Here is a 23135-nt window from a genome sequence, read left to right on the forward strand (position 1 = left end):
AAAAAAAAGAAAAAAGATGAAGTGTCAAATTGATATAAACAATAAAAAGGGTGATGACACTGTTATAGTGCGCAGGAAGTTTGTTCCAATAAAATTTAATATTCACAGGGAAAATCAATTTTTAAGCGCAGCGTCCAAACTTCCTTTTACCACCAGTAAAGTTATTGGCGTACTGACCACTACCAATGTAAAAAAGCAATGTAGTGACACTCCCTTTCCTACGCATCGTTATTATGGTGTAGCTGCATCGCAGATGGAAGATACTTCATTTTTGGAAACCAATCCAGGAGAAGTATACACTTCGATGTATCCCCCTGATGTGATTATAGAGCAGCAAGCCGGCGGATGGTGGTATTATGCCCATCCTGTAACAGATATTCATCCTTTTATAGTTTCAGGAGATTTTCCTTCAGAGCCAAGAACTCCAAAACTAATTGATCTAAAAGCTGAAGGACAATGTAACCCTGAACCCTATTACCTATGGAGTGAACGGTTTTACGGATATGCCATGATCACTTTTAATGTTATTATGTAACCCTAAAAAACGATGTTATGATACTCGGAAGGTTATCCTTATTTCAGAAAAGAGGAATTTTCTATACCGATATGCTACTGGATGCTAAAGATCAGTTTTCAGCCATAATCGACAAGGAATTATCCGCTGATCCTATGTTGCATCCCTCTGAGATGCCTACAAAATGTCAAATTACCCCGGTAGAAGAACCGGGGAACACGGATTATATCAGGGCTACCTTTGAAGATTATGGAAAAGCGGAGTACCCTTATGAGGTTACCGTATGGATACTCATTGAAGAAGTACCGACCTCATAGAGGTTTTAAAATGAATTATTAATACTATAATTCCCACCAGAGTGCGATAACAAAGCACGCTATGCATGTGGGATACTAAAACACACAATGTGTGATGGATGAGGGATTTGCACTGCAATATGCAGACAGACGAGTAAAAGAAAGAGGTTTTAAAAACTATCGGGTGGTATACCGGGAGTTTGTTTTACCTGGAGATGGTACGCTTAGTTTTCAGGCTCATAATGAAATCTGGTTGGTACTCCATATCGACTGGGGATTGATTGTAAAATCGGACTACGGACGTTATGATCACTGGTATACTCAGGGAATTACCGAAAACTCCCATGAGCATGGCGATAAGATTCAGATTCTCAATACCCTGAAGGAGCAACGTAAGATTCGCTTTTTACAGGTGATTTTAAAAACAAATGATGATGGAGGCAAGAAATAGAAAACCCGGATCAGTTAGACTCAGTGAGCTGCAATATCAGGAAATGCACAAACTTGGTTTTACTAATGAAAGTGCTTATGTACGTTATAAAATGGAACAGGCAGAGTCAAAACTAAATACCCTTCAGGAGACAGTACAACAGGTTAAAATGCTTCCTGCTACCCGCGAGAAAGTATCTCATGATGCTGTGATGGAAGACCAGTTGACCATCCAGCGATTGTCTATGGAAAACCGAAAGCTGCAGGAGAAGCTCGAGCAGATCAGTAAAAGCAATCAGGAAACCCTAAACGGAGTAGGTCATAAAGTACATTCTCTGTTACAGGAAGAATTACAGAAAAGAGATTATGAAGACCTCAAAAAGTCCTATTCGCAGTCAGAATCTAAGGTGAAAAAATTACAGGAAGATCTTGATGAGTCTAAAAAAGAAATTAAAGCCCTGGTTAAAAAACTAGGACTTGTAGAACTGGGCAAAGCCCTCCTTCCCGGAGCGATCTCCGGCTTAGCCAAACATTACCCCAAACAAATGAAGGGGATTGCGGGTACACTGGGAAGGTTGGGTGTCCCGGACACAGAGGGTACTACAAATGAAGAGCAGCAACACCTGTTACAAATTCTGGAGTACCTGCAGGAGGTATGTACCCAAACTCAGTTTGAGCAGGTATTGCAACTGATGATGCAGGTCGCAGAACAGCTCAAAGATGATGAGGGGCTGATCCAGAAAATTGGGTATTATATGGAACAACTACAGCAAAAGAAAAAACAAAACAATACTGGATCTAAGGAGGCTTAGATTTTGGACAATATCATTTACAGTTTAAAAAACTATGGAATCACAAATCACAATAACAATCACAGCAAAAGATACCACAGAAGTCCGTCGGGTAAAAAAGGCTTTTGAAACCATGTATACGCATTTTGGAGCTAAAGGCATTATCAAAATGGAGCAACTGTTTTTAAAAGATGCTTTTATACGGAACCTGGTTAAAATGAAGATTAATAATGGATAATTATGGCACTACCGGTATTGGCAATGCAAGCGATAAAGAATCGTCCAAAGGTAAAAGTCAGCCCAACGGCTACTAATATCCTTGTGGCTAGTGGACTGACCATTGGCGTATTCTTTTTAGTACGCTCATTAGTTCGGGGATATAAACGAAACCATCGAGAACGCCATGCCTTACGACCTGGGAATCCTGCCAATTTTGCCACCCGACTCAAGATGGCTTTTGAAAATGACAATGCTTTTGGATGGGGAACTGATGAAGAGTTAGTGTTTCAAACTATAGAACTTATCCCGAGCATTTCTATGATGCGAAAAGTCGAACGTGCTTATCGGGACTTATATGGCAGTAATCTGTCTGCTGATCTAAAAAGTGAACTCAGCAGTGAGGAATTTGCCATTGTTCAACAAATTATCAATTCAAAGACATAACTGATATGGATACTAAAACCGCAATAAAGCAACCTCTAAAACAAAAGAAAGTAACCAAACCTCTTTCGCAAAAAACAGTACTAATGTATGGTATTGGCGGAGGACTGGTATTAGGACTGGGATATCTGGTATATAGTCATCTTAGAAACCGATCCGCTGCAAACAGAAGTATACAACAACCTGTGTCTACGATTCGTCCAGGAGGAATCATTTCCACTCCTTCTTTGCCAAAAGTGGCCAGTGACCAATTTCCACTTCGAAAAGGATCCCGAGGATCATTGGTGGGTATGGTGCAAAAGGCACTTTTAGAAAAAGGTGGACAGGCAGCCATGATCATCAGGGAAACCAGTTTTAGAAATGGAAAAGTGGATAGAATCTTTGGGAGAGGAACCCAGCGAGCATTACGAGCTGCAGGATATCCAACAGTACTAACACAGAGTAACTTTACTAGCCTGGTGGGTACAACCTCCAAATCATCCTTTCCGGCAGGAAGTATTGCCAAAGAAATTATCAATGCTGCCAATAGTCAAAATCTCTTTGGAGTACTTAAAGGGCTGAAAAAAATCACCTCTGTATCACAATATCAAAACGTAAGTACTTTTTTTCAGAATGTAAGGATACTGGGTACACGGGTTTCCTCCCTTGTCAACGCCCTTTTGAGTGTTGCTTTTAAACGAAAGGAGCTGGAGAAGGTGAAAATCAGAGCAGAATTTAGAAGAATAGGACTTAAACAAAACGCCAGAGGTGTATGGTTTATACCAGGAATAGGAGCCCTTGATTATTTTGAGGATATGGGAGATCAGATCACAGAGCAATGGAATCTGGCAATTGCAGAAAGACCAACTCTGCTTCAGACGGAAGACGGATCTTTTATTGTACCGGAAATACTTCCCGGTACTGTAGTGGGATATATTACAGCGATAGAAGATGGTATGACTCGTATTTTAACACAATCCGGGGAAACGGTTTATGCCCCTGTACAAAACTTATCCTCGATGTAAATCATAAACCGAAAAATGTAACATGTAAAAGTTAAATCGTATGAAAAAATTAATGCAATGGCTACAGCCTTTTTTAGAAAAACTAAAACCCATATGCGGTTACTTTAAGGTATGGAGGGAGTTATCCTCATTAGCCGTGGGATTGATCCTATGGGTGCATAGTGCGGTATTCCTACGATGGATTGATCCTACCGCAGGAACTTATGATGCAGGAATATTTCAGGTATATCTTTTTGCCATCATTGGAATCTTTATCCTGCATGGCATTGTCCGCATCCTGATGAAGTTGATCTGGCCTACATCAGAAGAATACCTGGATCATCAGTTTAGAAATGATTTTAAAACCATCACACCATGGCAAAAACTAAAACTATCTACTTTTATCTTCTTTGCATTTTTATTTGCAGTGGCACTTTTAGCCAGGGCATTATAAATGAAGAACAATACGCGCGTGAGTGTGTTAAAGAATTATATGATTCTCAGGTTGGAGTTCGTGAAATCGGAGGTTCTAATCGAGGTGCATATGTAGAAATGTATCTGGCAAGTGTCGATTTGAAGCCAGGTCATGCATACTGTGCTGCTTTTGTGAGTTGGTGTTATCAAAATGCCGGAGTAGTTGCTCCCGAAAGCGGCTGGGTTCCCAGCTATGCCTTAAAGCGGAAACGAATCTATCACAGAGGGAAATACCAGCTAAAAACACCACAAAAAAGTGATGTGTTTATGATTTGGTATCATAGTCTGAACCGCCCTGCCCATATTGGATTTGTGGATCAGTGGGGGTCGACATGGATTGTTACCGTAGAAGGGAATACCAATGATAACGGATCCAGAGATGGTAACGGGGTATATCGCAAACGAAGGCTTACAAAACAAATATGGGCAGTATCTGATTTCGTCAGTAGCACTGGTAGGCAATAATTTTATATAAAATGTTAGCTAAAAGTTTACAAATATTACGAAGCAAAGGGTACGAGGTATACACCCAACCTTACCGGCTCAATATTGTTGGGTATCGTAGTCGGTTTGTGCGCAGTAATCGTTTTGATGATGAGATTCATGTGTTCTATACCAATGATACCGGAAAATGGGTGTATCATATTTTTAAAGCCACCACAGATCCCGGACAGTACTGGTTAGCAAATCCAATGCATCCACAGGGGACTGCATTTTTAAAGAAGGGGCAGTATATCGATGCCTATAGCCTTGGATTACACCGGGGTATATATCCGGCACTGGTACAAACGGCTCCGGTGGATATCATAAGAAACTACCAGCGAAAAGGGCTTTTTAAATGGTTTGAATCCGGAACCCGGAAAACAGGAAATTTTGGCATCAATATTCATAGAGCCGGAAAACAGGGAACCACCAAGATAATTGATGCCTTTTCTGCCGGTTGTTTGGTATTTGCCAATGCTGAAGATTTTAAACGATTTATTCATCTCTCCAAAGCGCATCAAAAACGATATGGGAATAGGTTTACGGTAACACTTGTTGATTTCAGGGATGAGCGAAGAAGGCGATTAAGTAAAGTTGCCTGGGGAACAGCACTGGCTGCCACAGGACTGATGCTATTAAAGAGAATACACTAAACAATGAGGATATCCAAAAATACACAGAAAGCAGGATTAGCATTAGTGGGGAGTATGCTTGGTTTTATCATCGCAAAGAAATATGCTCCTAAAGAAACTTACCCTTTTATCCTTATTGGTGGATTTTTAGGAAATGTACTGGGAGAAGAACTGATTGTTGAAAATATAACAAAAGGAATTGATGACTATGGAGAAAACTAAACTGCAACAGGTTTATTTTGAAGGAGAAAAACCAGTTAAAATCAAAGCCTACTATAAATATGAATTGGCAGCTTTGTATGAGGTTTGTACTAAAACATTCTCTTCCTGGATCAATACCTCATATCTTGAAGAACTAAAACAGTTTGGCTACAAAAAAAGTACAAAACTTTTGAGACCAGAAGTGGTTCGTTTTTTGTTTGAGAGATTGGGGGAGCCGTGACTCCTTATTTAAGCAAAAACTTACAAACTTTTTTTAAGATGATGCGTTTTACGTCTGATTCTCAATTTGTCATCATGATAGCGAAGGTAATCTGAAATCAACTTAGGAATAGCTGCATTTCGATTTAGATAATAGGGTTTGTTGTAAAAATCCATCTCGTATTGCATCATGAGAATAATTGATTTTTTCCTGATCTATTGACCATTTTAAATAGTAACAGGGATGATTACGGTTTTATAAATTACATGATTACTTCCTCCATAAAAATGTTAAAATCAAGATCCTTTCTGAATAATTTTTAAAATATCATAAAACCTTTCATAACTATTCATTCTCTCATTAACGTTAGATAATATTTTTCGCTCTTTCTTAATCGCTTTAATTTCATCTTGTATGGCTTTAATTTTAATTGCATCAATTGTATCAAATGCTACATTTACTCTATCATCTTTATTCTTTTTTCGTTTCTTTCTTTGTTTTGATAACCCCAGAAGTTTTTCCTCTAATTGTTCAATTTTAGAATACAAAGGTTCAAAAGAATGGGACAGGGTAGTTCTATACTCATCCATTACAGGAATAATTTCAGGATGAATAGACAAGCCTTTTTTCTCTTTGTCAAATTCTTTAATAAACTTTATAACATCTTGATAATCCTTATACGTACTAACATCAAAGCTTGTATTATTAGGAATATTAGCTTTTGAATCTAACCCCGTAATACCAATTGTTTTTACTGTTATATTCACTTTCATATTATTAGTCTCAGCTTGTGCTGCCAAACCTGCTAAAGAACTAATTCCCGTAAGATTCGCATCTGCCGAAATTTTTGATATTTTAAACTCACTCCTTAATCCTATTGCATATCGTATAGTTGGAATACCTGTACAATCACAGTCTTTGTACTGAATATAATCTGTAACTATGAACATACTTTCTTGATCATATTGGCTGTCTACAATCCCAAAAGCTTGCATTGCAGCTTTATTTTCTCCATGAAAAAAATAATGATTAAACTGAAACCCACTTGTTAAATCTTCTGGTTTTTTTGGTAATACGTATCGACAAGATTCTACTCCCTTTTCACTTAATTTGGCTGGTACATTTTTGAATTTTTCTGATCTATTAGGCTCTTCCTGTTTTTTCTGTTCATTCAAGTTTGGAAAAATAGTAACAGTAGGTTTTCCATGTTTAATAAGAAATTGGTTTTGAGTTAGTGGATCAAGAAATTCTTTTTCCAAAAACAGGGCTGGTTCATCGTGTGGTAGTAGTTGTGTAGTTGTTGAAAAACCTTTTAAGATTTCTTTTATCAATTTGTACTCTAATACAGCCTTAGAATAATAGTTTTGATCTGCTATTTGTGCATTCAAACCTAATACAAGTTGCTTTTCCGATTTTTGTGCTTTTTTAGCCTTTTTAGCTTTTTTTTGACCATAAAAGTTTATTGTAAACAAATGAATCAATATTATTGTAAGTAGTGTTTTTTTCATGATTAAATGTGAATTAATTACCTATGTAAATTAGCTAAATCAAAAAACAAATAAAAGGGGAAATAACCCCTTTTTCAATTATCATTTAGCCTACCAAAACTCTATGGTTAATTCTCCTTTTTCAACCCAATGTAGAATACAAATACTAAAAAATAGCTAAATACGATTTATACCTTTCTCACAATACAGGCGAACAACCACAAAACCAATCCAATACTTGGAATCGTTGGTTATATAAGAGTTTCTAGAAAAGTATAGATTGAGAGATGCAAAAGGCATGACAATCGGTAATTTTGATTAATAGCCCTTCTGTCTGACTAATAGAGTATTTTAAGTGTACTCAAATTTTACTCATACGTTTATAATTACGAAAGAGGTATTGAACTTATAATCTGCCTATTCGTTTGTTTTAAAGTATAAAAAAACTAATCTGTTAGATTGACCTATTGATGCTTTTTACAGAATATATGAATTGAGTAAATAAGTATGAAGACTTTCGGCAATAAATTCTATACCCCTTTTTTGGTATTTAATTTCTAATTCTTCAGAAGAGAAGCTAACATTCAACCCGTTATAAATATAAATATCAAAATTATGATTTTTCCAGTATATACGATAGTTATCAAGCTCTTCAGTAAAAACAGGAAATAACTCTTCTTTACACTTCCATAAAATTTCGGACTCCTCAATATCAAATTCGAAACAGGCAAATCCATATTTTTTGGTAAGTCTAACTCCTGGCATTGGAAATTCACGAAGTGTCATAATCTCCTCCGTTTCTAGAAACTGAAGAAGCATCGTTGATGAATCTTCATCATTCTTTTTAAAGTCAATTTTTTTCTCTTTAGGAACAAGAAAATCCTTTCTCATTTCAGAGTTATGTAGAATTAGATTTACTTCATCGGTCAATTTTTGATATAATTTTTCGTTTTCTCCTTCCTTACTAAATATAACCCCAAGTTCATTATTTTTTATCTCCGAATATTCATATAGATTCATCGAGGTAAGTATGCCCATATTTTCATTCAAATAAGCCTTTGCATGTAACCCTTCTTTATAGAGCAATCTACAATTTGCTAAGGAATCCAATTTATTCTTTTCAGAAGGTTTTAGTTCAGATTTTCCATATACTAATGTTATAGAAATCTTTTTTTGATCAGCCCTTTCTAGACGTTCAAATAATCCTTCTGAAATATTCAAATACGGTGTCAATAAAATAATTTCAAGTTGAGCTTCGTCTATAATTCTCTCTATAAAATAAGAAATCCCTCGAGTGGAAATAATATCAATCATAAGTTGGCAATAAAAGTGAAGTTTCAAAAAACAAAAGAAAACAGGCTTTGTGAAGAGCTAATTTCTTACATATAAAGGTATTTTAAATATAAAAAAATCCCTAATTTATTTTTAAGAAAAATGATTAGATATTCTATTGTTAACATACTAAAATACCTACTATACTATTAGAATCTTGATAAAATTACTGCTACTCAAAATCCAATAAAGTAAAAAAGAGAATCAAACCGAATTAACCCGAAACAGTCAAAAACTGCAATTTTAATTTTATCAATATGGAAAAACAATATATCTCATTTGAAAATTACAACAATGAAATTACCCATGTGCGTATTAAGGCATTACCGGAGATGCTTCAAAAAGGACATCAATTCTTTCTGGAAGCAAAGGAGTTTTATTACCAGGAACCAGAAATTCGGGAAACCATTGACATCTATCTGGAGCAGTTGAATGCACATCTTTTTAAGGATACAAAAGTACATGATCCGGATACACAGATTTCCGTTTCTTTTATTCAGGCGTTTCTGAATATACACCGAACCATTCAATCCAAAGAGGAATTGAAGAAGTTTATTTTTTCATTACAAAAAGCTATTACTGATAAAGAAATCACTAAAGAGGATATCCATGCCCGACATATAAAAGATATACAGTATAAACTAATTGCGCGGCATAATGAAATGATTCTACAGGATCAGGTTAAAGTTATCATTAATTCTAAATGGCGATTAGAGCTTCAAAAAATAATAGCACAAACTCCGATAGAAGGGTTAGGGAATTTAAATGTTATAACACCTTCAAAAGCTGATCCAATACAGATTATAACTACGAAAAGAGATACTTTGTTTACCTCTTTTGATCAGCACTTGACTAAAACAAATACACTTACTTTTAAAATACCTGGAGCAATGGGAGAGTTGTTGGGAGATATAGAAAAATTTGAACTGGCTATTACCATTGAAGGAGATCAGGGAGGAGGAAAAACACGGTTTACCTACCAACTAGCTGATGCTTTTGCTGATATTGGAAATGAGGTAGCTATTTTTTCTTTAGAGATTGGAAGTAAATCAGATCTGATTACCCGAATGAAAGAAGAGTACCTGCAACCAATCAACCAGAATCATATTTTTATTGCAGATCAGTTGCCTGATGGATACAACACAATCTCGAATGCAGCCAAAGATTTTGATGTGATCATTATAGATAGTTGGAATAAAACAGGATTGCCATCTCAGGATTTTGACCGCTTACGAAAGGAACATCCTGACACAATTTTCATTGTGATTTTTCAACGTACTACACAAAAAACAATTCGAGGAGGTACAGCCCCACTTTTTGATGCAGGGATTAATATTGAGATTGTCAAAGCGGATGATACTTTTAGAAATAATTATGCTATTACAACCAAAAACCGATATGGTGTTACTGGGATTAGATATAATGTTTTTAATAAGAACATCATAGGAAATTCAGAAGGTGTTTTGGAGTCAGTTTTAGAAAACTAAAAAATAGAAATATAACATTAAGGAAGCTTTTTTATGAGGAACAATATCTATTAATATCAATCTATAAGTTTAAAAAATTGATAGAATAGTTACTATTGAAATTTAGGTGTGTGCATATGACCGTTTTTGTATAGTCATTACACTTTCTTGTTAATAATTCGGTATAAGTGTATTTTATATGTGTAATTTTTAAGCTTATCTTTAGACAATAAAATTTACCCCACCTGTTGTTTAGATATGTACGTATTAGTACGTCATCTCAAAACTACAATTTTACAAGTAGACACATTTTAAGAGTAGAAGTATTGGAAAAGAATATCTATATAGATGTTTCTTCCAGTCTGCAATCTAATTATAAATCATTGAGTTTTTAATTGAATGTAATCCATATTGCTTTTTAGGCACTTTAGATTATAATAGTAAAAGCTCAATAAATTGATAGTTTAATTGATCAATTAAAATACTGATATGAAATACGAAAAAGGACAAAAAGTAATATATGCTAAAGGAAATGAGAATAACTATAAAGCAATTATTTTACATCGAAAATGGGATTTCCCAAAAGACTATATAGATACTCCTTTTGCACATGGAAACTTTGACTATTTGATTAAAGTAAATTGGGGAAATAAGGAAGAAGATATTTTTGTTATGGAGTCAGACTTGTTGTAATAAAAAATCAAAAAACCGATGGATAAAGAAAAACTAATAAAGGATACTTCAATAAGGGCTGTCAAAGATACACTAAGGCAACGCTTTCTTAAATGGTCAGATACAGGTAGGTTCGTTACTTATGATGAGTTATTAAATGTTTTAGGATTTGAAGAACCTCTTTCACCGGAGCAGGCAAAACAAATGTATTCTTCATTATCTAATGATTCAAGAATAACCAAAATCTAAATAAACGATATATTATGGCTAAAAGAAAAGAATTAATGTATGCAGTAGAAGGAATACTTAATCCTTTTTTCGTTGTAGAAAATTCTGATCTTGATAAAATTTATTTAACAGATCAAAAAAGGTTTGATAATGCTAATTCAGATGAACTTATAAACTGTCAAGTATTAGAATTTGAGGAGTATCAAGATCAAATAATTTATAGAAGAAAGGAACCTGAAATGTTTGTAGATATACAAAGGTCATTATTATCAGGTTTGTTGTTAACTTAATAATCGAAAGTGCAGATAAACTATGGAAAATACAGAAAAAGTGACTTAGAAAGCTAAGAGAAATTAAAGCATAGAATGAAAATCCTACAAGCAATAAAAAGTATTCCTGTGGAAAACCACAATAATTGTATAAATAGTTTGTAGATATTGTAGACTGAAAATTCAGTAAAATATTATAAAAATAAAAAAAGAGTAAAATTATGGCACTTAAACCAGGACCAAAAAGAATTGCTAAAACAACAGGTAAACCAGATAGACGTCAGCGAGATAATAAAGAAACGCCTGGAAATACACCATCATTAAAGCCGCCTAAACGGTCAAAAAAATAATTGAGAAATATAATCATACGATTGACACTATAGAATAGAATAAATTAAAATTAAAATATGCTAAAAAATCAACCTTTCCGATTCAATGATGAAATAATTCAACAACTTTTTGGTTTTGAAGATGCTGAGAGTGAGTCAATTGGGAGACTAAGAGAATATTATTTAAAAAAAGATACATATCAGCGAGTAACATCAAATTTGCCTTTACGAATCTTAGTTGGACATAAAGGAACAGGTAAATCAGCCTTGTTCAAAGTCGCGATGGTTGAGGAGAAGGAAAAAGGTAATTTGCCAATTTTAATTAAACCAGATGATATAGCTGAATTGGGTAGATCTGATGAAGATTTTTTATTAAAAATAAGACAATGGAAATATGGTTTAATTAAGATTATTGGTGCTAAAGTTTTATCTGAATTAGGTCTATATGATGAAGATGCAAAGAAAAAACTTAGCTTATTTGGTGTTAAGCTTATTTCTTTTTTAAGCAAAACTATTTCTACGAAAAAGGTTAGTATAAATTTGGAGCCAACCCAACAATTACTTGTAGATAATTTCCTTAAATCAAAAAAAATAATTGTTTTTATAGATGATCTAGATAGGGGCTGGCAAGGTAGAAAAGATGATATTCAAAGAATTTCTGCGTTGCTAAATGCAATTCGTGACTTTTCTAATGAAAATAATGGATTATCGTTTAAAGTGTCTCTTCGTTCGGATGTTTTTTTTCTAGTTAGAACTTCGGATGAATCAACCGATAAGATAGAGTCTTCTGTAGTCTGGTTTTCCTGGACAAATCATGAAATATTGGTAATGCTGATTAAAAGGATAGCGACTTTTTTTGAAGAACCCTTGAACGAACAAAAACTTTTAGAAACACCGCAAAGGCACCTTGTACATTATCTCGAAAGAATATTTGAAAATCCATTTCAAGGTCGCGGAAAATGGGAGAAGGTTTCCATTCATAAAATACTCATGTCTCTTGTTAGGAAAAGACCGCGAGATTTGGTGAAACTTTGCTCATCTGCGGCACAAATTGCAAGCTCGGAAAACTCTTCGAAAATTAAATCATCTCATCTACAAAGAATATTTGAAGAATATTCGCAAGGTAGAATTCAAGATACTATTAATGAATACAAATCTGAACTTCCAAAAATTGAAAATCTAATTTTCGGAATGAGACCAAATAATGATGAAAGAAAAAAATCAAGCGGATACATATTTAAAACATCAGAGCTTCAATATAAAATAAATATGATAAAAGAATCTAACAATTTTAAGTTTGCAAATAAAAGAGTAGCAGACGCAAAAAGTTTAGCTCAGTTTCTTTATAAAATAAATTTTATAACGGGTCGTAAAGTTTTAGAGAGCGGAGAAATTCAAAGAAGATATTTTGAAGAAAGTAGGTATCTATATAGTTCATTTGTAGATTTTGGTTACGACTGGGAAATTCATCCAGCTTTTAGGTGGGCATTACAACCTGAAAACCTTAACGACATAATGAACCAACTTGCATTAAGTTCAGATAATTAATGATAAAGTTACATAACCTTTTAGCGAATACAAGAAAAACCGATTAACCACGTGGAAATAGGATTAGTAATTACAATTTTAGTTTTAGGAGTTGCTCTTTTCATTGTAACAAATCAATATAAAAAAACAAAAAACAAACTAACTTCTATAATCGAAAATAAGAACGCAGAACTATCTGTCAAAGTTGAGGAAAATAATAAGCTTAATTCCAATTTGGAAAGATTTAGTGGAATAATATCTATTGAGAGTGAGATTGAATCAAAAAACAAAGAACTTATAGAAATTCAGACTAACGCAATCGAGTTGAACGATAATTTTATTAATGCAAAATCAATTTTCAAAGAATTAGAAAAGGACATCAAAATCTATAAAAATGATTTAGAATTTATTGAGCTTGGAATTTATGAACCGATTTTTGATTTAGAAACTTCAGAGGAATACAAGGAAAAAATAACGGATATTGTAAACAAACAAAAACAACTTATTAAAGGTGGAAATGCTTGTGTTTGTAATACTGAGTGGGTAGTTGGGAATAGCCGAAAACAAGGAGAAATAATGACTCGAAGATATATCAATTTAACTTTGAGGGCATTTAATGGTGAATGTGATTCATTAATTTCCAAAGTGCGCTGGAATAACATCAAACGTTTTGAAGAAAGAATTAAAAAAGCTTTTGATGCAATCAATAAGCTTGGTAAATCAAATAATACATTTCTTACTGATAAATACCTAAAGCTTAAACTCGGTGAACTTCATTTAGTTTATGAATTAGCGCACAAAAAATATCAAGAAAAAGAAGAAGCAAGAGAAATAAGAGCACAACAGCGCGAAGAAGAGAGAGCACAACGCGAATTCGAAAAAGCGCGAAAAGATGCTGAAATGGAAGAAAAGCGTTTCCAAAAAGCATTAGAAAAGGCTAAAAAGGATTTAGGGCTAGTGAGTGGAGAAAAATTAGACGAATTAAATTCTCAAATCGCTCAATTGGAACAAAACTTAAAAGAAGCAAATGAAGCGAAGGAAAGGGCAATTTCAAGAGCTCAGGAAACAAAATCTGGTCACGTTTATATAATTTCAAATCTCGGCTCATTTGGTGAAAATGTTTACAAAATTGGAATGACAAGAAGACTTGAACCATTGGATAGAGTAAAAGAATTAGGAGATGCTTCTGTACCTTTTACATTTGACTTGCACGCAATGATATTTTCAGAAAATGCACCTGAACTTGAAAGCTTATTACACAAAGAATTTGATAATAGACGTGTCAATAAAGTCAATTATAGAAAAGAGTACTTTAATGTATCGTTAGAAGAAATTGAACAAGTGGTTAAAGAAAACTATGGTAAGGAAGTTGATTTTGTAAAAGTATCCGAAGCTCAACAATACAGAGAAACACAATCAATTATAAAACAACTTGAGAAAGGTGGAAAAGAACAAGCGGAAGATGAAATTGAAAAATATCCTGAAAGCTTATTCTGAAAAAGCACTTGCTACAAAATTGCAAAAAAATAGCGGTTTGGTCGCTAAACGAAAATGGATTTATAAATCGAAAAACAGTAATAAACGGAAAAGTAGGGTCTATAAAATCCGTTACTATTTTTATACGTAACCGTTTAAAAGTTCAATAAAACGATGGAAACCAAAACACCAAAACAAATTGCTAAAAAACAATTTGAATTGTTTAAAAATAATATCGATCAAGCCGATGTTTCTAATGATTACCCACATGCTAATGCTAAGGAGAATTTAGATACTATAAACATGATAAATTTTATGCCTGAAGGAGAAAAGGCAAGATCTTATTATGAAAAGTTATGTAAAGATTATCTTGAAAGAATCGGATTTTATAACAACAACTAAAGTCCAAATAAACCATGGATAAGAATTCTATTATAGAAGGAATAATTATAGCAGGAGTTGGAGGTATTATAGCTGCTATTTTCATACCAATTTTATACAGGTATAAAGAATTGCATTTGTATGAGAATAGATAGAAAGAAGGTGGAGTATAAACATACGGATGAAGATGGGGTTAAAAAAGGAGCTGCCTGGAGAAGTACTAGAGCTATAGCAAGTCATAACAATTTAACGGAAGATAGAGTAAGATACGTTTGCAGTAATTCCAAGAAAGTAATCCTTAGTATTAGCGAAAAAGAATTATGGGTTATGAAGGAAAAGTGCGAAATAATTAAAGTCTAAATAAACGATGAGTGAAAATAAATTTGACATGGCCTTAGAGACTTTAGCCAAAATGAATACGGCTGAATTAAAAGCTCTTTTGGATTACTGTATTGGTTCAATTACAGAAACAAAAATTGTTCTTAATCAAGGGGGGGATAAAAGAGAATACTTTGAAGAATGTTTAGGGTTGCTTGAATTGTTTAAAGAACGATTAGACACAACTTTATCATTGAGGTTATGGAGTACTTTTGGAATAGATAACCCTCGATTATTTATAGAAGATCGAATAAAACAGAAATCTAAAGTCTAAATAAACGATGACTAATGAATTAATAAGAAAGAATCTTACAAAAAGAAAAGAATCTTGTTTGTTTACTCTTAATTCTATTTCAAACCTAGATAGGTGTCTTAAAGATGTTCTTAGGAACTTAAACAAATTTGATTTTAGTAGCTATAAGCATAATTTAGAGAAAGAAATTCTTAAAAACTTAAAAGAATGGTGGACAAACCCTAATAAAGGAATTAAAAAAGAAGAGCAGTTATTTGCTATTCTTTTTGAGTATGATTATTTCTTTCAGAAAAATGTGGAAGCTACTGCATATGGAATTGGGGAATGGAAAGATTATAGAGTACAAACGGACAAATTTAATATGGGTTTTGATTATGATTTCACAACAGAATTTTATGCTTGTCCTGGAATAAGATTAAATTTTTTCGATAGCCTTGAGTCTTTAGATTACTCTAATTTGCCCAAAAAACACACTAATAACAATCTGAATTTTGAGGAGTTAAAAATTGAAAAACCTATAGAGATCGATGAATTTAACGGCATTGAAGACCTTTTAGGTTATCATGAAATAGTCGAATTGCACAAATTTCAAGGCATGTTAGCTGTACACGATGTATTATTAAAACTTGACTCAAAAAAGGTCTTTGAATCCGTGAATTATAAAAACAACTTCATGTTTCTAATTGATGAACATGATTCAGGAGAAGTTTATCCATTGTTAATAAAAAATAAATAACTTATGCTACCGTGTAAAATAATTAAAAACCTTATACTTTTCAACACGTAGATAAAAACGGAAACTTAAAAGTTCAATAAAACGATGAATCGTAATAAGTAAATGGTCATATTAGAAAAAATAACTTTTGTCCTCATATTCACTATTTTTATATATTTCTGGAATAAATATGTAGTAACAAAGTTGATTCAGAGTGTTGTAAAAAAAAATCCAAATAATAAATGGTTATCAAGGAATCAAGAGACAATCATTAAGATATATAAAGGTTTCTTTTGGTCATCACTTTTATTGTTAATTATTAGCATGTTATTTAGTAATTAATCTTTGGTTTCTTAAAAATTTAAATAATCGATGGAAAACTATATTCAATACGCTGGAGGATATCAAAAAGATAATATCGATTTATCTGATATTAAAAAAGCCATAAAAGATGTTCAGCAAGCAGATGATGAGCACGGTGCTTTTTGGGTTTCTGTAATAATAGAAAATGAAAATGTAATTGAAACCAATAAAGATTTAAATCTTTCAATTATTCTGGATGAAGAACAAATGAAGTTTCAAGCTACCAACTGGACAGAAGTTGAGGAGCTTTTCTTCTTATTATTGGATGAAAAATTCATCGATATAAAAAATAAAATAAAAGTTCAATAAAACGATGAAAAAAAGAAAAATATTCTCAATACCCATTGATAGAAATAATCCTCATTATGTAGTTATTGACTTGAGAAATATGAAAGATTTATATGTAGTATCTCAAAATGATTTTTTATCAGCTAATATTAAAAGTGATGAACCAATAGAGTGTACCAAATTGGAAACAACAGAATTTGAAGATGCAGTATCTTATAGTTTAAGTGATCCGCTTCAAACTATAGAAATTGAGAGAGGATATTTAGCAGGAATATTTCTAACAAATAAAGTCCAATAAAATGATCAAAGAAAGAAAAGCATGGCAATATTTAAACTAAAAGGAGATAAAACCACCAGTAAGGTTTGGCTTAACGATAAAGAATTAGACCTTAAGAAATCGCTCAAAGTTAAGTTTCATTCTCCAAGTGGATTTTCATGGGGTTATGATGGTGCTGGACCAAAGCAATTATCATTAGCAATTTTATTAGAGTTTTATTCAAAACAATGGGCTCTTGATGAGTATTTGCATTTGTTGGAAACTGAAATATCAAAATTGCCTTTTGATCAATCATTCGAAAAAGAAATAGATTATTAAAGTTTAAATAAGTGATAATATGAATACAGATTTATATGGACATTCATTGAGGAAGTTTTATAATCGATTTGGCATGGAAAATGAAGGACCTTCTAATAGTATAAATGTATCTTCTTTATTGCCGTCTATTGATTTTTCTGATGAAATCAAATTGATTGATAAAATTTGTAATGATCAAACTGTATTTGGAAAGTTTAAGGAATGTAGAATGCTTATTAACGATGTGGCAGATTCTCTACAAGATGAGAGTTTTATGAATGAGATAAATAATACAATTATAGATGTTAAAAACGATGATTATGAGCACCTTACTAATGGAATATTTTGGCAATATTTAGCATCTGTATTAGACCCTAAAGTTAGTGAAAAACTGGATATCAACATCCCATTTAATCCATTACCCAGCATTCATCAAGAACTCTTAAAAACTCAAGGGTCATTGATTTTTAGATTATACATTGGACTCGTTTATATGAAAGAAGGTCCAATCATAAATATTTTGAAACGATCTCAAAGAAATAAAAACCCTATTTCTCAGAAAGTCTACAAATTAATGAAATGTGATTATGTAAGGCATATTCGTAATGCTTTATCACATTCGACATTTAAATCAACAAGTTTTGGTATTTATTTTAAAGATGAGGATAAAGGAATTTTGAAATGTGAAATAGTAGCTTCTCCAAAATTTTTGGATAGCCTTACAACTTGGATAATGCTAATAAATTATCAATGTTCTAACGCGATAGACCCGAAAAACATAAAACACAAAGATTAAATAAACGATGAAAGAATTTTTAACTAGAACTATATTTTACCTGTTTTTCATTAGTCTGTTAATTCCTAGTTGTAGCAACTATAAAGAATTTGATAGGGGAGATTTGGATTCAATTGCTGAGTTCGCTATTGAAGCTATTAAGCAAAAAGATACAACTTCGTTCTTACGGTTATTTGATTATAGCCTTCGGCCTAAAAATGACTCTATTGATATTAAAAAGGTTATTGTTGAAAATTTTATTCGTGCATATGAAATATCCAAGAGGCATGAATTAAAATATATCAATTATGACTTTATAGATGCACTTTCCGGAGGAGATTTAGTAGATAAGGATTCTTACAATATATATATATTAAGGCTGGAAATGATTATTATAAACTAAGGTTTACTGATCACAGTAAAAGACCAGAAAATTACTTTTCTATATTCTATTTAGATAATTTAAGCTATGAATGCAGAAGGGTAGAAGGAAATCTTTATGCTCCCGATATGCTATTTGATCATGGTATGGATTGGAACAGTCGTGACAACTACCATTTTAATGAGGTGAAATATAATTTCTTTAATTTAACGGAATATGATATTGATAGTTTAAAATTTAGATTGACTATTGAAGATAAAAAGACCAAAAGAATACTGTTTCATCAAACTGTCAAATCGTTTGAAAAAATTTATAAAGGAGATATGAAAGCTGTAAAGGTGTCAGAACTAAGAAATTTCAACTCTAAAACAGTATTATCCAAAGCGGATTTAAGTGTAAAAGCTGAAATTTTAGAAGTTTATCCCAAGCCAAAAATTACCCCATGTACTAAAATAAAAAAGTTGGAGAATTTGTAGCCTAAGTTAAATAAATCGATGATTACCTCTGGATATGAATGGTTGGATTACACATATTTTATTGTAGTACCAATTGTTACTGTAGTTTGGGTCTTTAATCCCTTTAAAGAAAAGACTGAAGAAGATATTAATAAATCTAAAAGGATAGTTCGTCGATGGTTGAAGTATGGAAGAAGTGGATATATAAGACAATCTCAGATAGACTTTGAAGCAAAGTATTGGCTATTTGGTTTCATTGTAACATTTTTTCTTTTTATCCTGCCTTCTATATTAGAAAGTTTAGCGTTGGTACCCATTAGATAAATGTTTTAAAACTAATTAAAAGTTCAATAAAATTAATAAACTTCTTGCTTATATTGATGCTAAAGCAGAAGGGGGTAATTTTAGATGCTTCTGTGAGAGTTGTAGTGTGCAAGGGATTTAGGTATCAAAGTAATTACTATTGCGGCATTTAAAGTACAAATGATGTTATTAGACATATTCTGGTAATAAATTTATGACACTTCTATTGTTTTAATTCAACCTACAAAGTTTAATCAAAACTTTAGTACGCTATCCAAAGCGTCATCGGCATCTTTATGTATAAAATTACCTTGATATCCAATCGTGGTTGTTAAGTGGGAGTGGCGGTAAAGCTTTTGTAACATTCGGGGAGATATTTTGTCTCCGGCTATATTACCAAAAGAATGGCGTGCAATATGTGTAGTAATCTTTTTATCTATTTTTGCTAATTGAGCAATTTTTTTAAGGTGTTTGTTGAATTTTGAAACAGCAGTATTTGTTTTTCGATAAATATCTTCAGGATCCTTTGGGTTTGCTCTTTTTAATTCTGGGAAAATATAGTCATTATTCGATGTTTTATCGTTTTCATAGTACTCAAGGATTTTCATAACCTTTATAGGTAATTTTAAAGAATCCACTTTGTTATTTTTCCCCATCTGGTAAGTTATTCTTCCATCCCTTATGGAGTTCCATTTCATTTCCAAAACATCAGAAATTCTGATCCCTGCTAGATAAAAGGAAAACAAAAACACATTTCTTGTATGATGTGTAGTGGTTCCTTTTTCTAAATCAAGGTCTTCAATCGCTTTTATTTCATAATCCTCAAGACCAATTTTGATAGTTTCTGGAAATTTTATCTGGACTTTTCCCTTACCGAATGGATAATTATCCTGTTTTACTATTGCTTCTTTTATTGCGATATTATATAATGTACGAACTAAAACAAAAATGTTCATAACTGTTCTTTCAGAAACCCCTTGGTAGGAGATAAGGTAGACTTTAAGTTTTTTTAGAAATAAAATATCAATTTCTTGAAAGGCTAAGTGGTTGCTTTTGTGAAACTCTTCTATGCATTTTAGTCTACTTTTATCAGATTTTGCTCTTTTGAACTTTCCTGTTTTTTCTAGATTTACAAGATATTCATTTGCCAACTCAAAGAACGTTTTATTTTTATTTTCGTTTTTAACAAATGAGGTAATTTGCTTTGCAGTAAATGTTTTATTCGCGGATTCAAATTCAAAAATCAAGTCTTCTATTTGATCATACTTTTTTCTGATTAATCGATTGAGTTGAGCATGTTTGATATGTGAAGTTTTGACTTTGTTGTTTTGCTCATTCCAATCCTTAAGTTTGATGTTATGACCCAGATAAAGATAACTTGTCTTTCGGTTGACCGTAACTCTTATTGCCAAGCGATATATCTTATTTCCTTTTTCGTTTTTTGGATGTAGAACCTTTTTAATAGAAGCCATGTCTTATTAACTTTTGAGCTAAGATAAAGAAATTGGGTAAAACATAGGTAAAACATTTTAGGTGTTTTTAAATAATTTTGTTAAACATTAATAAATGGTAAAGTGTTGATTTTATTATGTTTTACGTGTGTTTAGTGTTGGTTGAGGTTGTTTAATGTGTTGTGGTCATAGAACTTAAAATCCAATGTCCATTAGGACGTACGGGTTCAAGTCCCGTCTTCAGTACTTAACCCTCTTAATCTTTGATTGAGAGGGTTTTTTGTTTTTAGATGTTTCGTGATTCTTTAGTAAGTGTTGGGTTTTTGTTGATATTGAACACAAAAAGATATCAAAGACTTGGAGGTTTATGGGGAGAAACAACTGTTGTATAAATAAAAGATTTGAAAACTGAATATGCTGATAAAATAATTCCTATTGCCTCCGTACATTCTGAATTAATTCGAAGAAGAATACCCTACAAAAAGCTAAATATTGATTTATGGTTTGATAATAAAAGTAAAACTTTTATTTGGGCAACTAATACGTTAATTCGTAAAGGAAGTATTTTTGGATCAAGTTGTTTTCCTGAAGTTAAGTATCACTTCAAAATGAACGCAATAAATGGAAAAATAACTGAATATGATTCTGAAAAACGAGGAGAATATTTCATTAAATAAGAATAAAGCAAGTTACACAGCACTTTCGTTTGACTTCATCTGACAGAGGTTTATAATTGAGCATAAATAACACCTACATAAGACTACTAAAGTTAGTATTAGAAAATAGTAGGAAAAATCAGTTTCTTATGTAGGAATTATCAAAAATTACGTAAGAAAAACCATGTTTTGTGTAAGAATTACCAAACACCTTAATGAGAATTATCTTGTTGTTTATCAAGTTTTTACCGCAAGAGGGTGAATACATAATCAGTAAAAATTTGAGGAGGTTTCCGCAGCACATTCAGTGAATTTTATAGCTACTTTTGGAGAGTGAGAAGTAAAGGAGGTGATTATACTTTTTACATTATAGTAAAGTGATTAAAAACAGCATTTTTGATTGAGTAGCTACACTCTGTTTTTGATTATAAGAAGAGGAACCCGAAAATCTTAAGAGTAGGGCTAAACAGTTCTAGATAACCAATTATATACAAACCAAAACCTGTTGAAGTAAGATTAACGTAATACATCAATCCCATTAGTTGTGCAATCACCTCATACATTAATTTAATTCTAAAATCTTAAAACCTTAAAATTATGAAGTCAATTAATCAAATCAACAAATTACTCTTACTGGTAATGATTCTGTTTATAACTTTTGGTTGTGAAAAAGAAGAACTGTCTGTTTTTTCAGAAGAAAATAGTATTGAGGAAAACACTGGTAAAAAGACAGCAAATAGGGCTATTCTGTCAAGAGATACTTCTTTACGACCTACAGGCTCTAGTACTTATATTTGGTTTAAAGGAGGTACCAATGTAGTATTCGATGGTCAGGGGAAAGTAAAAATAGGAACTATAAAATACAATAGCAGTCTAAGGCCATCGGGCTCTAGTATCTATATCTGGTTTAAAGCCGGGACTGAAGTCACTTTTGAAACCGGGCAATCCGGAAAAGTAAAAAAAGGAACCCTAAGATATAATAGTAGCTTACGACCATCGGGCTCCAGTACCTATACCTGGTTTAAAGCCGAAACTGTAGTGCTTTTTGAAACCGGGCAATCCGGAAGAGTGAAAACTGGGACCTTAAGATATAATAGTAGCTTACGACCATCGGGCTCCAGTACCTATACCTGGTTTAAAGCCGAAACTGTAGTGCTTTTTGAAACCGGGCAATCCGGAAGAGTGAAAAAAGGAACCTTAAGATACAATAGTAGCCTACGGCCATCGGGCTCTAGTACGTATATCTGGTTTAAGGCTAATACTTTGGTAACTTTTGCTACCGGACAATCCGGAAAAGTAAGAACAGGAACGTTAAGATATAACACTAGCTTAAGACCTTCAGGTTCTAGTATTTATATAATGTTTAGTGCAGGAACAGTAGTTACTTTTGATAATTCTGGTGGTGTAGTTTAGTCCAGAGATGTATTTTCAAACAGAGATAGCCCGATTGTAACGGGTAAAGTACATCGAATAAGATCGAACTAATAAAATTATATTGCCCGTAGCTTTGGTAGTCTTATTGATATAAAATACGTTGGATACAACATACCAGAACTATTTGAAATTCTCAAAAAGGGGGAGGCAATTACAGTTAAATATGGGTGGTTATATTTAATTATTTTTTACCTGAGCCATCAAAAACATTGTTTTTGGTGGCTTTTCTTTGTTTTATAACTTTTTTGTGAAGGTAAC

Annotated in this window: 35 protein-coding genes; 32 read left to right on the forward strand and 3 right to left on the reverse strand. The window is 32.7% G+C overall.

Translation table 11 applies throughout. The features are described 5' to 3' along the window. Nucleotides 1-16 precede the first annotated feature (16 nt). The 12 genes from C1X07_RS22305 to C1X07_RS22360 all read left to right on the forward strand — a co-directional run bounded on the left by C1X07_RS22305 (nucleotide 17) and on the right by C1X07_RS22360 (nucleotide 5704). The gene (locus C1X07_RS22305; protein WP_103072269.1) at nucleotides 17-535 is read left to right on the forward strand and encodes a hypothetical protein; all 519 of its coding nucleotides are present in this window, start codon (nucleotides 17-19) and stop codon (nucleotides 533-535) included. Between the two features lie 17 nt (nucleotides 536-552). Beyond that, nucleotides 553-831: a hypothetical protein gene (locus tag C1X07_RS22310; protein WP_103072270.1), complete on the forward strand. Its 279-nt coding sequence runs from the start codon at nucleotides 553-555 to the stop codon at nucleotides 829-831. Between the two features lie 91 nt (nucleotides 832-922). Then, the gene (locus C1X07_RS22315; protein ID WP_128755364.1) at nucleotides 923-1261 is read left to right on the forward strand and encodes a hypothetical protein; all 339 of its coding nucleotides are present in this window, start codon (nucleotides 923-925) and stop codon (nucleotides 1259-1261) included. Continuing rightward, nucleotides 1239-2051: a hypothetical protein gene (locus C1X07_RS22320; protein ID WP_103072272.1), complete on the forward strand. Its 813-nt coding sequence runs from the start codon at nucleotides 1239-1241 to the stop codon at nucleotides 2049-2051. The genes C1X07_RS22315 and C1X07_RS22320 overlap by 23 nt, the downstream gene beginning before the upstream one ends. A 34-nt stretch (nucleotides 2052-2085) precedes the next feature. Beyond that, on the forward strand, nucleotides 2086-2268 hold the full coding sequence (locus C1X07_RS22325; RefSeq protein ID WP_103072273.1) for a hypothetical protein: 183 nt from the start codon (nucleotides 2086-2088) through the stop codon (nucleotides 2266-2268). 83 nt (nucleotides 2269-2351) lie between these two features. Next, on the forward strand, nucleotides 2352-2693 hold the full coding sequence (locus tag C1X07_RS22330; protein WP_241507312.1) for an annexin: 342 nt from the start codon (nucleotides 2352-2354) through the stop codon (nucleotides 2691-2693). A gap of 5 nt (nucleotides 2694-2698) precedes the next feature. Continuing rightward, the gene (locus C1X07_RS22335) at nucleotides 2699-3694 is read left to right on the forward strand and encodes a hypothetical protein (protein WP_103072275.1); all 996 of its coding nucleotides are present in this window, start codon (nucleotides 2699-2701) and stop codon (nucleotides 3692-3694) included. A 40-nt stretch (nucleotides 3695-3734) separates the two neighbouring features. Further along, nucleotides 3735-4127 (forward strand): hypothetical protein, encoded by a 393-nt coding sequence (locus C1X07_RS22340; RefSeq protein ID WP_103072276.1) that lies wholly within the window; start codon nucleotides 3735-3737, stop codon nucleotides 4125-4127. Nucleotides 4128-4225: 98 nt separating this feature from the next. Continuing rightward, nucleotides 4226-4612 (forward strand): CHAP domain-containing protein, encoded by a 387-nt coding sequence (locus C1X07_RS22345; RefSeq protein WP_241507313.1) that lies wholly within the window; start codon nucleotides 4226-4228, stop codon nucleotides 4610-4612. A gap of 11 nt (nucleotides 4613-4623) precedes the next feature. Continuing rightward, a complete protein-coding gene (locus tag C1X07_RS22350) occupies nucleotides 4624-5283 on the forward strand; it encodes a hypothetical protein (protein WP_103072278.1) in 660 nt (219 codons plus the stop codon). Between the two features lie 3 nt (nucleotides 5284-5286). Further along, nucleotides 5287-5484 (forward strand): hypothetical protein, encoded by a 198-nt coding sequence (locus tag C1X07_RS22355; protein ID WP_103072279.1) that lies wholly within the window; start codon nucleotides 5287-5289, stop codon nucleotides 5482-5484. After that, entirely contained in the window at nucleotides 5471-5704 is a 234-nt protein-coding gene (locus C1X07_RS22360) for a DUF4248 domain-containing protein (protein WP_241507314.1), read from the forward strand. Before C1X07_RS22355 ends, C1X07_RS22360 begins: the two co-directional genes overlap by 14 nt. A 275-nt stretch (nucleotides 5705-5979) precedes the next feature. Here C1X07_RS22360 and C1X07_RS22365 read toward each other — a convergent pair whose 3' ends face one another. Then, nucleotides 5980-7191 (reverse strand): hypothetical protein, encoded by a 1212-nt coding sequence (locus C1X07_RS22365; RefSeq protein ID WP_103072280.1) that lies wholly within the window; start codon nucleotides 7189-7191, stop codon nucleotides 5980-5982. A gap of 456 nt (nucleotides 7192-7647) precedes the next feature. Further along, on the reverse strand, nucleotides 7648-8484 hold the full coding sequence (locus C1X07_RS22370; protein ID WP_103072281.1) for a phospholipase D-like domain-containing protein: 837 nt from the start codon (nucleotides 8482-8484) through the stop codon (nucleotides 7648-7650). Nucleotides 8485-8759: 275 nt separating this feature from the next. Between C1X07_RS22370 and C1X07_RS22375 the strand changes: the two genes are divergently transcribed. The 18 genes from C1X07_RS22375 to C1X07_RS22455 all read left to right on the forward strand — a co-directional run bounded on the left by C1X07_RS22375 (nucleotide 8760) and on the right by C1X07_RS22455 (nucleotide 19357). Then, nucleotides 8760-9989, forward strand: coding sequence for an antirestriction protein (locus tag C1X07_RS22375; RefSeq protein WP_103072282.1), 1230 nt, complete (start codon nucleotides 8760-8762; stop codon nucleotides 9987-9989). 468 nt (nucleotides 9990-10457) lie between these two features. Then, the gene (locus C1X07_RS22380; protein ID WP_103072283.1) at nucleotides 10458-10661 is read left to right on the forward strand and encodes a hypothetical protein; all 204 of its coding nucleotides are present in this window, start codon (nucleotides 10458-10460) and stop codon (nucleotides 10659-10661) included. Nucleotides 10662-10679: 18 nt separating this feature from the next. Next, entirely contained in the window at nucleotides 10680-10889 is a 210-nt protein-coding gene (locus tag C1X07_RS22385; RefSeq protein WP_103072284.1) for a hypothetical protein, read from the forward strand. Between the two features lie 14 nt (nucleotides 10890-10903). Further along, nucleotides 10904-11158, forward strand: a complete 255-nt coding sequence (locus tag C1X07_RS22390; protein WP_103072285.1) for a hypothetical protein — start codon at nucleotides 10904-10906, stop codon at nucleotides 11156-11158. A gap of 200 nt (nucleotides 11159-11358) precedes the next feature. Beyond that, nucleotides 11359-11487, forward strand: coding sequence for a hypothetical protein (locus tag C1X07_RS25420; RefSeq protein ID WP_262494927.1), 129 nt, complete (start codon nucleotides 11359-11361; stop codon nucleotides 11485-11487). A 57-nt stretch (nucleotides 11488-11544) separates the two neighbouring features. Beyond that, nucleotides 11545-13014 (forward strand): P-loop ATPase, Sll1717 family, encoded by a 1470-nt coding sequence (locus C1X07_RS22395; RefSeq protein ID WP_103072286.1) that lies wholly within the window; start codon nucleotides 11545-11547, stop codon nucleotides 13012-13014. A 51-nt stretch (nucleotides 13015-13065) separates the two neighbouring features. Beyond that, the gene (locus tag C1X07_RS22400) at nucleotides 13066-14490 is read left to right on the forward strand and encodes a DUF4041 domain-containing protein (protein WP_103072287.1); all 1425 of its coding nucleotides are present in this window, start codon (nucleotides 13066-13068) and stop codon (nucleotides 14488-14490) included. 153 nt (nucleotides 14491-14643) lie between these two features. Continuing rightward, nucleotides 14644-14871, forward strand: coding sequence for a hypothetical protein (locus tag C1X07_RS22405; RefSeq protein WP_103072288.1), 228 nt, complete (start codon nucleotides 14644-14646; stop codon nucleotides 14869-14871). 141 nt (nucleotides 14872-15012) lie between these two features. Next, entirely contained in the window at nucleotides 15013-15210 is a 198-nt protein-coding gene (locus tag C1X07_RS22410; RefSeq protein WP_128755366.1) for a hypothetical protein, read from the forward strand. Between the two features lie 7 nt (nucleotides 15211-15217). Beyond that, complete coding sequence (locus C1X07_RS22415; RefSeq protein ID WP_103072290.1) at nucleotides 15218-15502, forward strand: hypothetical protein; 285 nt, start codon at nucleotides 15218-15220, stop codon at nucleotides 15500-15502. Nucleotides 15503-15509: 7 nt separating this feature from the next. Beyond that, nucleotides 15510-16217, forward strand: a complete 708-nt coding sequence (locus C1X07_RS22420; RefSeq protein WP_103072291.1) for a hypothetical protein — start codon at nucleotides 15510-15512, stop codon at nucleotides 16215-16217. A gap of 351 nt (nucleotides 16218-16568) precedes the next feature. Then, the gene (locus C1X07_RS22425) at nucleotides 16569-16868 is read left to right on the forward strand and encodes a hypothetical protein (RefSeq protein WP_103072292.1); all 300 of its coding nucleotides are present in this window, start codon (nucleotides 16569-16571) and stop codon (nucleotides 16866-16868) included. A gap of 4 nt (nucleotides 16869-16872) precedes the next feature. After that, nucleotides 16873-17145: a hypothetical protein gene (locus C1X07_RS22430; protein ID WP_128755367.1), complete on the forward strand. Its 273-nt coding sequence runs from the start codon at nucleotides 16873-16875 to the stop codon at nucleotides 17143-17145. A gap of 21 nt (nucleotides 17146-17166) precedes the next feature. Further along, nucleotides 17167-17442 carry a DUF6166 domain-containing protein gene (locus C1X07_RS22435; RefSeq protein ID WP_103072294.1) on the forward strand — a complete coding sequence of 92 codons (276 nt, stop codon included), beginning with the start codon at nucleotides 17167-17169 and terminating at the stop codon, nucleotides 17440-17442. A 19-nt stretch (nucleotides 17443-17461) separates the two neighbouring features. Further along, nucleotides 17462-18217 (forward strand): hypothetical protein, encoded by a 756-nt coding sequence (locus C1X07_RS22440; RefSeq protein WP_128755368.1) that lies wholly within the window; start codon nucleotides 17462-17464, stop codon nucleotides 18215-18217. Nucleotides 18218-18224: 7 nt separating this feature from the next. Then, entirely contained in the window at nucleotides 18225-18599 is a 375-nt protein-coding gene (locus tag C1X07_RS22445) for a hypothetical protein (RefSeq protein WP_103072296.1), read from the forward strand. A gap of 107 nt (nucleotides 18600-18706) precedes the next feature. Then, entirely contained in the window at nucleotides 18707-19054 is a 348-nt protein-coding gene (locus tag C1X07_RS22450; protein WP_103072297.1) for a hypothetical protein, read from the forward strand. An 18-nt stretch (nucleotides 19055-19072) separates the two neighbouring features. Further along, nucleotides 19073-19357, forward strand: a complete 285-nt coding sequence (locus C1X07_RS22455) for a hypothetical protein (RefSeq protein WP_103072298.1) — start codon at nucleotides 19073-19075, stop codon at nucleotides 19355-19357. Between the two features lie 233 nt (nucleotides 19358-19590). On the opposite strand, the gene C1X07_RS22460 is transcribed toward C1X07_RS22455, so the two are convergent. After that, nucleotides 19591-20808: a site-specific integrase gene (locus C1X07_RS22460; RefSeq protein WP_103072299.1), complete on the reverse strand. Its 1218-nt coding sequence runs from the start codon at nucleotides 20806-20808 to the stop codon at nucleotides 19591-19593. 380 nt (nucleotides 20809-21188) lie between these two features. Between C1X07_RS22460 and C1X07_RS22465 the strand changes: the two genes are divergently transcribed. Then, nucleotides 21189-21464, forward strand: a complete 276-nt coding sequence (locus C1X07_RS22465) for a hypothetical protein (protein WP_103072300.1) — start codon at nucleotides 21189-21191, stop codon at nucleotides 21462-21464. Nucleotides 21465-22040: 576 nt separating this feature from the next. Continuing rightward, nucleotides 22041-22856 (forward strand): hypothetical protein, encoded by an 816-nt coding sequence (locus C1X07_RS22470; RefSeq protein WP_103072301.1) that lies wholly within the window; start codon nucleotides 22041-22043, stop codon nucleotides 22854-22856. Nucleotides 22857-23135 lie beyond the last annotated feature (279 nt).

Origin of the sequence: Aquimarina sediminis, from assembly GCF_002895435.1 — a bacterium.
Lineage (GTDB): Bacteria > Bacteroidota > Bacteroidia > Flavobacteriales > Flavobacteriaceae > Aquimarina > Aquimarina sediminis.